Genomic DNA, 10,918 nt, shown 5'->3' on the forward strand with positions numbered 1-10,918 from the left:
CCTGCCCCCGACCACGCACCCCCCAGTGAACGAGGACACGATGAGTGAGCCCGGCGCACAGCCCGCCACCTCTCCCCTGGACCCCGCAATCCCGGAGGAGTTCGTCGAGGCCGCCCGGCTCGCGCCCGACCACTGGCTCTACCTGACCGACCCCGCCTGGCACGGGGAGGGCCCGCCACCCGAATGGGCCGTCATCGGCCAGTGGCGCTCGGACCACGCGGGCGAGATCGTCGAATGGGAGGACAACCCGGACTACCGCCCGTCGCCCGAGGCGATGGGATGGCCCGAGCCCACCGACGAGGTGGACCGCGCCGTCCAGCTCGCCACCACCGGATACGGCCCCGCCGAGGACGTCACCGCCGCACTGGCCAGGGCCGAGGTCGCGGTGCCGGTCACCGCGGACGGTGAGCCGGTGAGCGCCGCGGCACCCGACGGCACGGCGGTGGTCCCCGTCTACACCTCCCCGCGCTACCTCCGGAGCCTTGGGCGACTGGCGTCCGTGACGCTGCCGCTCAGGGAACTGCTCGCCCGCATCCCCACCGGACACAGCCTCAGCCTCAACAGCTCGGCCCCGGTCAGCATGGTGCTGACGACAAAAGGGCTCGCGGAGGTGCTCGCGGAAGCGGGGGAGGAGACCACCGCCCCGGCGCCCTAGCCTGGATCGCTGATGGGGTGGCCGACCTTCTCGGCGTAAGGTCGGTGCCCTACGTGGCCCCAGATCACGGCCGTCATCGACCGGCACGCGCGCCCCGCCGTCGTCGTGGACGCCTTCTTACGCCGTCTGCTCACCGAGAACAGACGGACGGCCTTCCCGGCCGCGGAGATCGAGCGGCAGTTGGGCGCCGGCGCCACAACTCCGAGCGAGCCTTAGGGTCGATTGCCCCTTTTGGGTGCATATGTCTCCCCCTCGACATCCCGCATTGCGCGTTCCCGACCGCAGGGTTCCCTTCATTCAGGAGCTCAGACAGGCAAGGCTCGTCACGTACGGCGCCGAGATACGCCCACCGGAAGAGCGAGCCCTGAATCGAGGAGCGTCCTGCCCGTGAAATCCCAGCGCGAACTCCTGACTCCCCAGATGTCGCGGTACGACGACTTCGACGACCGTGCGGAAACCCGCTACCTGCCCTATCTGATGTATTTCCACCGGGCGGACTACCGCTCCGCGACGATAAACACCGACCGACTGGGATTCAGGATCTCCCACAGCGCCACCGGACAGGGGTCGGTGGCGAATCCGCCCGAAGGCCCCGTCCGACTGCTGGCCGGCAGCTCCACCCCGTTCGGGATCGGGGCGACCGCCGACACCGCCACCATGGCGTCGCGCCTCTGGACCCGGTACGCGCCCTCCGTCCCCTGGCTCAACTTCGCCGGACGCAGCCACAACTCGATGCAGGAGCTGCTGCTGTTCCTGATGCACCGGGAGCTGGTCCCCGAGATCGACGAGATCGTCGTCTTCTCCGGTCTCAACGACCTCGCGCTCAGCCGGCTGCCCGACGCCCAGCGCGGCGACCACGGCGGGTTCTTCAACTGCGGCGAGTACTTCGACAGCATGGAGGAGCTGCGCGCCTCCCACCGCAAGCCCAAGCGGAGCTTCGGCCGGCGCGCAGGGGAGCCGGAGGACGTCCCTCATGTGGTGCCCCCGCTCGCGGACCGGATCGCCTACGCCGTCGATCTGACCTCCCGCCACCTCGCCGCACTCCGCCTGCTGGCAGGTCCGACCGGCGCCCGCATCACCTACGTACTTCAGCCGCTGGCGACCTGGGTGCGGGAGTCCGGCCCGTCCGAGGAGAGGGCGATCTTCGGCGAACTCGACGGGATCTCCAACTTCTGGGAACTGTACGGCGACATCGCCACGCTGGAGACCGGCCGCCGGTACGCCGACGCACTCCAGGTCGCCTGCAAGGAACAGGACATCCGCTTCCTGGACCTGAGCCCCGTCGTCGCCGAGTCCGTCAAGGACGACGACTGGCTCTATGTGGACCGCGCCCATTTCACCGACCACGGTACGGAAATAGTCTCCGGCCTCCTCGCCGAATCCCTCGGGCTTTCCTGAACGGTCCGGTCAGGTCAGGTCCCGTACTCCCTTTACGTAAGAGAGGGCTGTTCAGCCATGTCGTTCGTACGCAACCTCATCGCGAAAGTGTTCCGGCGTAAGCGCAAGCCCAAGAACGACGCCTCCATCTACCCCATGTTCTGACCGCCCCAGACGGAGAGCACGAGACGGAGAGAGAGGGGAACGATGCACAGCCAACAGGCAGCCGCCACGGCCACGCTGTCCGCAGAGCACGGGGCGGGCCGCCCGCACGGGCTGCCCGGGGACGGCGGCTCCGCACGGACCGTGTACGCGTACGCGACGGACCCGGAAGCCTCCCTTCCCGAAGGCCGGTTCGTCGAGGAGGTGCGGACCGAGCTGCGCCGCCCCACCCCGGACACCGGTGACGGCTCGCTCGACTCCCTCGTCCGGCAGGCAGCCGACTGGGCTGTCGGGGAGCGCGAGCGCTACCTCACCCTGGCCGGAGGCGAGGAAGGCCCCGAAGGCCACCGCGAGGTGCTGGTCCGGCGGGCCGCCCTCGGCTGCGCCCCGCTCGCCCTCCTGTCCGGGGCCTGGCTGCAATGGCTCAGCGCCCCCGGGAACGCCGACGACCCCCTGGTGCTGCGCATCCTCGCCCTCTACGCCTCCGACGTGGGCGCCGGCCACCCGGCGGCCTCCCGGGGCAGCGCCTACCTCGAACTGTTACGCCGACTGCGGCTCGCCGAGAACGCGGCACCGGCGGCCCGGCTCACCGGCGACCAGCGCATCCCGGACGGGGCGTTCCGGCTCCCTGCGCTGCTCCTGGCGATGAGCCGACGCCCCGACGACTTCCGGGGCGAGATCCTCGGCGCCGACCTGTGCCTGCGCGCGGTCGGGCTGCTGCCCGCGCTGGAGCTGGTCCGGGAAGTGCTGCCGACGGAGACCGACTGGGCGACACTCGACCCGGCCGACAGGCGTGAAGGCGAAGGGCCGTCACCCGTCGAGCGGTGCCGCGCCGCGGTGGACGCGCTGGTCGAGCGGGAGGGTGAGCGGGGCGCCGACGCCGTGCACTCGGGCTTCCGCTGGATGCTGGCCGGCCTTCAGGACTGGTCCGACGCGCTCCACGCGGAGCTGGTGGCGGCCGGGGACCCGGCGTTCGACATGGCCGAGCTGATGCGGCTCCGGTCGCGTGAAGGCGCCGTGTACCACCACCAGTTCCTGCTGGAGGGCAAACCCCTGGCCCGCTGGTTGGCGGAGTGCAGGACCGACCCGGGCCCGCTGCTCGACGTCCTGGCGCGCAGCAGGCTGGTCAAGCCCGGTCGTTCCGGGGCCAGTTCGCTGGTACGGGGGTTGGTCGGCGAGCGCGGACCGATGTTCCGGGTCTTCTCGCCGGAGGACCTGACGGTGATCCGCCGCTGGATCGACTCGCTCCCGGCCGAGCCCGCAGGACCACGGGAACCGCAGACGGAACCAGAACCGGAGCAGGGGCCGAAGAAGCCGTCCTCGGGCGGTACGCGGGACCCTCTAGCCGCCGTCGTTGGAGCCCTGCGGGCAGGAGCACGCTCCCCGGGCCGCACCCCGTCCGGGCTGCGCGAGGCGTACCACCTGCTGATGAACCGTACCGACACCCCCGCCCTGCGCTCCTGGGCCATGGAGTACGTCGCCGGGTGGCTCGCCCGTTCCGGGCACGGCATGGACCGTACGGCGATGCCACTGCCCGAACGCTGGGGCCACGAAGGTCTCCGTCCCTGGCTCCAGGCCCGACACGACCAGCACGGAGCGGAGTTCGAGGAGAACGCGGCGGTGCCGCTGCCCTCGAAGGAGGCGGTCGTCGACGACACCGTACAGACGGCACCGCTCACCCTGATCGACGGCAGCTGGCTCCAGGGGTTCACCGACTACGAGCAGGCCTCGTCCGCGATCGGGCACTCGCTCTTCGAGACGTACTGGGACGAACTCGGCAACGGCGAACCGCACTTGAACCACCCGCTCATCTACCGCGCCGTACTCAAGGAGATGGGAGTGGAGTTGCCGCCGACCGCCTCCGCCGCGTTCGCGCAGTGGCCCGGCTTCCGTGAAGAATCCCTCGAACTCCCGGTGTACTGGCTGTGTGTGGGGCGCTTTCCGCAGACCTTCCTGCCGGAGGTCCTGGGGCTGAACCTGGCCATGGAGCTGTCGGGCGTCGGCGGCACCTACCGGCGAGCGCGCCTCGCTCTGAAGTCGTACGGCTTCAGCACGCGCTTCGTGGACATCCACAACACCATCGACAACGTGGCCACCGGCCACTCCGCCTGGGCGGCCGACGCCGTGGACACCCTGCTCGCCTCGCTGCCCGACGCGCCGGGGCCCGGCGCCCGGGCCGATGTGTGGGGCCGGGTGCGCGTGGGCTACCGCTCGCTCAACCCGCCGAGGACCGTCGGCGCGCGGCTCGCCGCCCGCCGCACCCGCTTCACCGGCCGCCGCAGGTGAGGCCCCGGACGCGGACCGCCGGCCCTCCCGTGCCCAGGCGGTCTCCACCCCCGCCCCGCCCCCGATCCCGAATCCGAAACCAGCCGGAGGAACCCAGCGGTGTCTGACCTCATTCTCGGAGTCTCCGCCTTCTACCACGACAGCGCCGCCGCCCTGATCGCCGACGGCGTCCCGGTGGCCGCGGCTCAAGAGGAACGTTTCACCAGGCGGCGGCACGACCCCGCGTTCCCCTCCCGCGCGGTCGCGTACTGCCTCGACGAGCAGGGCGTGAGCCTGGACGACGTCTCCGCCGTCGCCTACTACGAGGACCCCCGGCTGAAGTTCCGCCGGGTGCTGGCCACCTTCGCGGGCGCCGCACCCACCGGCTTCGCCTCCTTCCGCGACACCCTGCCCGCCTGGCTCGGCCCCGGCGGCAAGCTGCGCACCGCCGACACCGTGCGCGCCGAGCTCGCCGCACTGGGCCGCGGCCGGGTGCCCGACCTCTCCGTACGCCGCCACCACGAGTCGCACGCGGTCTCCGCCTTCTTCCCGAGCCCCTACGAGTCCGCCGCCGTGCTCTGCATCGACGGCGTCGGCGAATGGGCCACGACCACCCTCTGGCACGGCCGCGGCACCGACCTGCGACCCGTCTCGGAGCTGCGCTTCCCCCACTCGCTCGGCTTGCTCTACTCCGCCTTCACCTACTTCTGCGGCTTCAAGGTCGACTCCGGCGAGTACAAGCTGATGGGCCTCGCGCCCTACGGCAAGCCGCGCTACGCCGACCTCATCCGCGAGAAGTTGATCGACCTCAAGCCCGACGGCTCCTTCCGCCTGGACATGCGCTACTTCGCTTACCTGCGCGGCCAGGTCATGACCGGGCGCGGTTTCGAGAAGCTCTTCGGCGGCCCGCGCCGCACCTCCGAGACCCCGCTCACCGAGCGGGAGTTCGACCTCGCGGCCTCGGTGCAGGCGGTGACCGAGGAGGCGGTGCTCCGGCTCGCCCGGACAGCCCGCGAGCGTACGGGGGAGTCCCGGCTCTGCATGGCAGGAGGCGTCGCCCTCAACTGCGTGGCCAACGGCAAGGTGATCGACGCCGGGATCTTCGACGAGGTCTGGGTGCAGCCCGCCGCCGGTGACGCCGGGGGAGCCCTCGGCGCCGCCCAGGCCGTCGCGATGGAGCGGGGCGCGCGCCGCGACCACGTGCGTACGGGGCGCGACGCGATGAGCGGCTCGCTGCTCGGGCCCGCCTACGGCGACGAGGAGATCGCCGCCTACCTGGACGCGCGCGCCATCCCGTACCGGCGGCTCGACGACGACACCCTGGCCGCGCAGGTCGCGGACGGGCTGGCCCAGGGGAAGATCGTCGGCTGGTTCCAGGGGCGCATGGAGTTCGGGCCCCGGGCACTCGGCGCCCGGTCGATCATCGGGGACCCGCGCAACGCGGACATGCAGTCGGCGATGAACCTCAAGATCAAGTTCCGGGAGTCCTTCCGCCCGTTCGCGCCGGCCGTCCTGGCCGAGGACGCCAAGGACTACTTCGACCTGCCGCAGGAGAGCCCGTACATGCTCGTCGTCTCCCAGGTCGCCGCCGCCCAGCGGCTGGAGGCCCAGGACGGCGGGGCCTCGGGGCTCGACCTGCTGAAGGTGCGGCGCTCCACCATCCCCGCGGTCACCCACGTCGACCACTCGGCGCGCGTACAGACGGTCACCGGCCACAGCAACCCCGCCTACCACCGGCTGTTGACCGCCTTCAAGTCCCTCACCGGCTGCCCGGTCCTGGTCAACACCTCGTTCAACGTACGCGGCGAGCCGATCGTCAACTCCCCGCAGGAGGCCTACACCTGCTTCATGCGGACCGACATCGACATGCTGGCGCTCGGCAACTTCCTGCTGGAGAAGAGCGACCAGCCCGCGTGGCAGGAAGCGTCCGACTGGCGCGACGAGATCCCTCTCGACTGAGCCCCCGGGCCCTTCCTGCCCCAGCGTCGCCGCCACGAGAGAACACGAGAAACGGACGGACACCCATGCGCACCTTCCTGCTCCTCATCGCCTACTACCTGGTCGTGACGCCCATCGGCCTGCTGAGCCGACTCGTCGACGACCCCCTGGCGCGTCGCTGGAACCGGCGCGCCGACACGTACTGGAACGCGACAGCCCCGTCACCGGCTCGCTGAGCGATGCAACGAGGGCGTGCAACCGACCTAACGGAGACAGACGATGACCAGCTTGCTCCAGTTCGCCCGGTACCGAGTCGAGGACAGCGCCCGGGACCTGTTGCGCAAGGAGATCTCGGCCCGGGTATCGGAGACCAGCCTCGACTCCGACCTCGACGACGCCATCCTCGGGTCCATCGGCGCGTACGCGCTGCGGCGCCATCTGCCCGGTGACATCCTCCACGGCAGCCAGGTGTTCACCGCCGCCGGCTCCCACGCGTTGCTCCTGTCCAACCTGCCCACCCAGGACTTCCCGGCCACCCCGGTCAGCGGCTTCGCCGACGAGAGCGAACTCGCCGTGACCAACGCCATCCACCTGGGCCTGATCCGCCTCCTCGGATGCACGCCGTTCGCGGTGAGCTACGAGAACGACGGTCGGCTCATCCGCAATGTGGTGCCCAACCCGGCGGCCTCCGGAACCACCAGCTCCTGGGGGGCCGACTCGGAGTTCTTCTGGCACTCCGACAACCCGCACCAGCCCTTCGGCCCGCCCGGATCGGACCCCCGGCTCTACACACCGCCGTACCTCACCTTCTTCGCCATACGCAACGAGGAGCGCATCCCCACCGAGATCGCGGCCCTCGACGACGTCGTCGTACGGCTCGACGAGGAGGCTCGATCCATGCTCAGCGCACCGGAGTTCGAGGTCGGCGCACCCGACTCCAACGACGGGGAGACCATCGGCCCGCTGGTGAAGACCCCGGTCCTGGAGCCCGGACCGGACGGCCGCCACCGCGCCCGCTACGACCGGGGCACCACGGCCGGACTCACCCCCGCCGCGCGACAGGCGCTGGAGCACTGGCGCGAGGTCCTGCTCGACATCCCGTCGGCCGACCTCATCCTCCAGCCAGGCGACTTCATGATCTTCGACAACCTCCGCGTGCTGCACCGCCGCAAGGCGTTCACCCCGCACCCGAACATAACGGCCCGCTGGCTCCGCCGCTGCTACGCCGCCTGACCGGAACGACAACTCTCCGTGTGTGCACTGCACCTACCGCACACCACTTCGAAGGGAACCCCATGGGCAAGTACCGCGTGGCAGTCATCGGCGGCCGGCCGGCACCGGTCGCGGGAGCCAAGGAGCTGGGCATCGACGTCGTCCTCGTCCACGAGGAGGGCGCCTACGACGTGGCCGTCGCCCAGCACTGCGAGCGCATCATCCACGGACCTCTCGACGACGGCCCGGCCATCCTCGAACTCCTGAAGCCGCTGCACGCCGAGCGCCCGTTCGACCGCGTCCTCACCACCACCGAACCGGCCGCCGAGTCCACCGGCTTCGTCGTGGACGCCCTCGGCCTGCCCGGCGTCAGCGAGTTCACCGCCCGCGCCCTCAAGGACAAGGCGCTCACCCGGCAGTTGCTGGACGAGCACGGCATCAGCCCCGTCCGCTACCGCATGGTGGAGAGCGCCGAGGAGATCGCGGCGTTCCGGGCCGAGGTCGGTGACCGGATCATCGTCAAGCCGGTGGACGGCGTCGCGAGCCTGCACATCCACCCCGTCGACGGACCCGAGGACGCCGCGAAGGCCTGGCAGGCGCTCCGGGAGGCGGACATCTCGACGGTCATCGCCGAGGAGTACCTGGACGGCCCCGTCGTGAGCGTCGACTCCTTCTCCCACGCGGGCCGCCACCTCACCATCGGCTACTCCGAATACCGCATGAACGACCGGTACGTGGAGTGGGAGGTCAGCACCCCCAGCCGGTACGCCACCCCGTGGCTCGCCGAACTCCGCGAACTCACGCCGAAGTTGCTGGACGCGGTCGGTCTCACCGAAGGGCCCTCGCACAGCGAGTTCGTCCTCACCCCGAAGGGCCCGCGCGTCCTCGAATCACACGCCCGGCTGGCCGGCAGCGGCGCACCCGAGCTGGTCCGCCGCGCGTTCGGGCTCAACCTCAACCGGATGTTCCTCACGGTCCCGCTCGGCATCGACGAACTCCCGCAGACCTCGCCGGAGCCGCTGGGCGGAGCCGCGGTCCGCTTCTTCACGCCGGAGCCCGGCACCGTCGACGCCGTGGAGGTGGACGACGACGCCGCCGACGAGGTCCGCCGGGTCCCGAAGGACGAGAAGCAGTACGTCTTCCTCCCGTACCTGGACGAGTTCACGGACACGGAGGTGGCGGCCGTGATCGGCAAGAGCGTCGGCGAGAACGTGCCGCCGCTGCTGACCGTCGCGGACTGCGTCTCCGGGTACGTCATCGCCTCCGGACGCGACGCGGACGACGCAGTCGCCAGGTGCGAGGCGACCAACGACCGCATCCGCTTCAAGACCAGCTGAGGGCGGGCGCACGGCCGGTCCAGCCGTCGCGTGCCGCAGGCCAGGGCGGCCGGGACCTCCAGCCGAGGCCCCGGCCCCCCGCGCGCCCGCCCCTCCTTCTCCCCACGCCACCCCACCCCCGCTCCTGCCTCCTGCCTCCTGGGATGGACTCACCCATGAACACGATCACTTACCCCGTCGTGGCGGAGGGGTCCCTGCCGGACCCCGTCGCCCAGCTGCAGACCGCCCGTCAACTGGTCGAGGACCGGTACAGCAGCGAGCAGCCCCTCGCCCGCGCCGCGCTGCACCTGATCGACTGCGCCACCGACATCGTGGGCCAGCTCCCGGACGGCGACCTGAACGCGGCGCGCGGCGCACTCGGCTCGGCCCGGGCCGCCGTGGTCTCCGCGACCTTCGCGGTGGGCCGGGTCCGGGACATGTCGGCCGCCGGAGCCGATCAGACATGAGCGGACACGGCGAACACGGCGGACACATCATCGTCATCCACCGCTGGCGCGACCGGCACGCCCACTACGAGGAGTACGTCGACCACCGTACCCACCGGGTCACCTACGTGACCACGGAACTGGCGCTCGACTCGGTGCCCGGCGGCGCGGCAGCCGCCCGTACCGTCCCGGCCACCGACGGCCTCGACGCCGTCTGGCGCGCGGTGACCGAGCTGCGAACCCATTTCGGTGTGCCGGAGCGGGTGGTGGCCCTCAACGAGGGCGACCTCGACACCGCAGCCGTCGTCCGTGAGCGGCTGGGCTGCGCGGGACAGACCTCCGGCCCCCTGGCCCGCTTCCGCGACAAGCTCACCATGAACCAGGTGACCACCGACGCGGACATACCCGCCCCCGCCTTCGCGGACGCCCCCGACGAGGCCGCCGTCCTGGCCTTCGCCGAACGCCACGGCTGGCCCGTCGTGGTCAAGCCGCGCCGGGGGACCGCGAGCAGGGGTGTCGTACGGCTCGACTCCGAGGCCGACCTGCCGCTGCTGCGCACCTCGCCCCCGGAACCGCGCCTGGTCCAGGAGTTCTGCGCCGACCCGATCTTCCACATCGACGGCCTGTGGACCGGCGAGGAACTGGGCCCCTGGCGGGCCTCCCGGTACGTCAACACCTGCGTGGACTTCACCCAGGGGGAGGCGCTCGGCTCGGTCGAGGTGGACGATGCCGAACTCCTGCGGCCGCTGGCCGAGTTCACCTCTCGGGTCGCGAGTGCGCTCGGCCCGGAACCGTGGGTCTTCCACCTGGAGGCGTTCGTCGGTAGGTCTGCCGACGGCTCGCCCTCGATCCAGTTCCTGGAAGCGGGCTACCGGGTCGGCGGGGCGGAGATCCCGTTCGTCTGGCGTGAGGTGCACGGCATCGACCTCGCCGGGGCCGCCGCCGACGTCCAGCTCGGCCGGCGTCCGGACCTCCCGGTACCGGACGTATGGCGTACGGGCGGCTGGCTGCTGGTGCCCTCACCCGTTCCGGCCCCCTGCCGCGTGACGGCCTGGGAACTCCCCGAACCGCCGGCGCTCGACGAGGGCCCTTACGCCTTGGTGGTGCCGGCCGTGGGACAGGTGGTCCCGCGCGTGGGCGGGTACGAGCACGTCGGCGCCCGGTTCCGGTTCCGCGGGGGAGCGAGCGGCGACGTGGAGAAGGCGATCCTCCGGACGGCAGCCCAGTTCCGGTTGGAGTGCGTCCCGGAGCGGGGAGCGCGCGTGGCCTGCGGGCTGGATCGATGAGGGGCAGGGACAGGGGAGGACCTCCGCTGCTCGCCGTTCTCGTTCTGGAGGACGGCCGTGCGTTCCACGGTCGTGCTTACGGGGCCGTGGGGGAGACCTTCGGTGAGGCGGTGTTCTCGACCGGGATGACCGGTTACCAGGAGACCCTTACCGATCCGTCGTACCACCGTCAGGTCGTGGTCATGACGGCCCCGCACGTGGGTAACACGGGTGTGAACGACGAGGATCCGGAGTCGGCGCGTATTTGGGTGTCGGGTTATG

At 71.2% G+C, this 10,918-nt stretch carries 10 protein-coding genes; all 10 read left to right on the forward strand.

Translation table 11 applies throughout. From position 1 onward, the window contains the following. Nucleotides 1–40: 40 nt before the first annotated feature. Nucleotides 41–655: a type VII secretion system-associated protein gene (locus tag AMK21_RS29675; protein WP_073882259.1), complete on the forward strand. Its 615-nt coding sequence runs from the start codon at nt 41–43 to the stop codon at nt 653–655. A gap of 387 nt (nt 656–1,042) precedes the next feature. After that, entirely contained in the window at nt 1,043–2,053 is a 1,011-nt protein-coding gene (locus tag AMK21_RS29680; protein ID WP_073882260.1) for an Inducer of phenazine A, read from the forward strand. 186 nt (nt 2,054–2,239) lie between these two features. Beyond that, nucleotides 2,240–4,480, forward strand: a complete 2,241-nt coding sequence (locus AMK21_RS29685) for an iron-containing redox enzyme family protein (protein ID WP_073882261.1) — start codon at nt 2,240–2,242, stop codon at nt 4,478–4,480. A 99-nt stretch (nt 4,481–4,579) separates the two neighbouring features. Next, on the forward strand, nt 4,580–6,418 hold the full coding sequence (locus AMK21_RS29690; RefSeq protein WP_073882262.1) for a carbamoyltransferase: 1,839 nt from the start codon (nt 4,580–4,582) through the stop codon (nt 6,416–6,418). 65 nt (nt 6,419–6,483) lie between these two features. Further along, nucleotides 6,484–6,633: a hypothetical protein gene (locus AMK21_RS35575; protein ID WP_199863307.1), complete on the forward strand. Its 150-nt coding sequence runs from the start codon at nt 6,484–6,486 to the stop codon at nt 6,631–6,633. Nucleotides 6,634–6,676: 43 nt separating this feature from the next. Further along, nucleotides 6,677–7,630 carry a TauD/TfdA family dioxygenase gene (locus AMK21_RS29695; RefSeq protein WP_073882263.1) on the forward strand — a complete coding sequence of 318 codons (954 nt, stop codon included), beginning with the start codon at nt 6,677–6,679 and terminating at the stop codon, nt 7,628–7,630. Between the two features lie 62 nt (nt 7,631–7,692). Then, complete coding sequence (locus tag AMK21_RS29700; protein ID WP_073882264.1) at nt 7,693–8,946, forward strand: ATP-grasp domain-containing protein; 1,254 nt, start codon at nt 7,693–7,695, stop codon at nt 8,944–8,946. A gap of 155 nt (nt 8,947–9,101) precedes the next feature. Beyond that, nucleotides 9,102–9,392, forward strand: a complete 291-nt coding sequence (locus tag AMK21_RS29705) for a hypothetical protein (RefSeq protein ID WP_073882265.1) — start codon at nt 9,102–9,104, stop codon at nt 9,390–9,392. Next, nucleotides 9,389–10,657, forward strand: coding sequence for an ATP-grasp domain-containing protein (locus AMK21_RS29710; RefSeq protein WP_073882266.1), 1,269 nt, complete (start codon nt 9,389–9,391; stop codon nt 10,655–10,657). The genes AMK21_RS29705 and AMK21_RS29710 overlap by 4 nt, the downstream gene beginning before the upstream one ends. Continuing rightward, on the forward strand, nt 10,654–10,918 hold a 265-nt coding region (locus tag AMK21_RS29715), incomplete at its 3' end, for a carbamoyl-phosphate synthase domain-containing protein (RefSeq protein WP_324613927.1). The genes AMK21_RS29710 and AMK21_RS29715, both read left to right, overlap by 4 nt.

It is taken from the genome of Streptomyces sp. CB00316, from assembly GCF_001905595.1.
In the GTDB taxonomy this organism is placed as follows: Bacteria; Actinomycetota; Actinomycetes; order Streptomycetales; family Streptomycetaceae; genus Streptomyces.

Coding starts and splice junctions, on each gene's coding strand:
- AMK21_RS29675 (WP_073882259.1), top strand. CDS start 41: ATGAGTGAGCCCGGCGCACAGCCCGCCACCTCTCCCCTGGACCCCGCA.
- AMK21_RS29685 (WP_073882261.1), top strand. CDS start 2,240: ATGCACAGCCAACAGGCAGCCGCCACGGCCACGCTGTCCGCAGAGCAC.
- AMK21_RS35575 (WP_199863307.1), top strand. CDS start 6,484: ATGCGCACCTTCCTGCTCCTCATCGCCTACTACCTGGTCGTGACGCCC.
- AMK21_RS29695 (WP_073882263.1), top strand. CDS start 6,677: ATGACCAGCTTGCTCCAGTTCGCCCGGTACCGAGTCGAGGACAGCGCC.
- AMK21_RS29700 (WP_073882264.1), top strand. CDS start 7,693: ATGGGCAAGTACCGCGTGGCAGTCATCGGCGGCCGGCCGGCACCGGTC.
- AMK21_RS29705 (WP_073882265.1), top strand. CDS start 9,102: ATGAACACGATCACTTACCCCGTCGTGGCGGAGGGGTCCCTGCCGGAC.
- AMK21_RS29710 (WP_073882266.1), top strand. CDS start 9,389: ATGAGCGGACACGGCGAACACGGCGGACACATCATCGTCATCCACCGC.